Source organism: Pseudomonas sp. GL-RE-26, assembly GCF_019956275.1.
Lineage (GTDB): Bacteria > Pseudomonadota > Gammaproteobacteria > Pseudomonadales > Pseudomonadaceae > Aquipseudomonas > Aquipseudomonas grandcourensis.
On the sequence record NZ_JAHBDI010000075.1, the window covers coordinates 1 to 1,333 of the forward strand.

The 1,333-nt window shown below is 55.1% G+C and carries 1 protein-coding gene; it reads right to left on the reverse strand.

Annotation, left to right across the window (positions count from 1 at the left end; genetic code table 11):
- Window positions 1–36 precede the first annotated feature (36 nt).
- The gene (locus KGB07_RS26585) at window positions 37–1,293 is read right to left on the reverse strand and encodes an IS256 family transposase (RefSeq protein WP_223467072.1); all 1,257 of its coding nucleotides are present in this window, start codon (window positions 1,291–1,293) and stop codon (window positions 37–39) included.
- Window positions 1,294–1,333 lie beyond the last annotated feature (40 nt).

The window sequence follows — 1,333 nt, forward strand, 5'->3', positions numbered from 1 at the left end:
GAGGGTGTCCTAGATTTTGTGTAAACGGGATTTTTATTAAACCGTTAACAGACGATCTTCGAACTGGATACTGAAGCGATTCAAGGCCGCTTTCCAGTCCCGGATCGGCATCGTCCACTTCTTGCTGATGTTGTTTAGGGCCAGATAAAACAGTTTCATCACCGCGTCATCGGTCGGAAATGAGGCGCGCGTTTTGATCACTTTGCGCAGGCTCATGTTGATCGATTCGATGGCGTTGGTGGTGTAAATCACCTTGCGAATCTCGGCTGGATAATCAAAAAACGGGATCACTCGAGCCCAGTTTCGCCGCCATGACAGGCTGATCGACTGGTACTCAGCGTCCCATTTGGCTTCAAATTCGCAGAGTCGTTGTTCTGCCAATTCGGCGGTGGTCGAGGTGTAAATCAACTTGAGGTCAGCCGCCACTTCCCGCTGTTTTTTCCACGACACGAAATTCAGGCTGTTGCGCACCATGTGCACGATACACAGCTGAACGACGGCTTTCGGGTAGACCGTTTCAATGGCCTCAGGGAAGCCCTTGAGGCCGTCCACGCAGGCGATGAAGATGTCCTGCACGCCACGATTCTTGAGTTCGGTCACCACCTGCAGCCAGAATTTGGCGCCTTCGGTTTGGGCGATCCACAGACCCAGCACTTCCTTGTGACCGGCCATGTTAACGCCGATAGCCAGATAAACCGCCTTGTTGCGCACGGCACCAGCGTCACGCACTTTGACGTGAATGCAGTCCAGATAGAGGATCGGGTACAGCACGTCCAGCGGCCTGGCTTGCCACAGCTTGACCTCGTCACTCACCGCGTCGGTAATGGCCGAGATCAGGCTGGGAGAGACCTCTGTGCCGTACATTTCCTGCAAGTGCGCCTGGATTTCTCTGACACTCAAACCGCGCGCGTAGAGAGAAATGACCTTGTCATCGAAGCCTGTCCAGCGGGTTTGATGCTTGGCGACCAACTGCGGCTCGAAGGAGGCCTGACGGTCGCGAGGGATGTCGAGCGGCAGTTCGCCGAAGTCGCCCTTCAGGGTTTTACCGCTGTGACCGTTGCGCGCATTGGCGGCAGCGTTGGTGATCGCTGCGCTTTTGTCATGCCCCAGGTGTTCGGTCATTTCGGCTTCAAGGGCCCGCTCGACCAGCATCTTGGTGAGCTGTTTGAGCAGGCCGTTTTCACCGATGAGGTCTTCGGGCTTTTTGTAATTGCTCAGCAGGCTGTCGGCCAATTTAACCAGTTCAGGATCAGGTTTGACTCGTTTGGCGCGCTTGGATTTTGGCTCGGTCATTGGATTTCCTTGGGGTAGGCAGTCTCCTGCCAAATGACCG

Bases quoted from the DNA above. Each gene is read 5' to 3' on its own strand.
- KGB07_RS26585 (WP_223467072.1), bottom strand. From the start codon at position 1,293: ATGACCGAGCCAAAATCCAAGCGCGCCAAACGAGTCAAACCTGATCCT.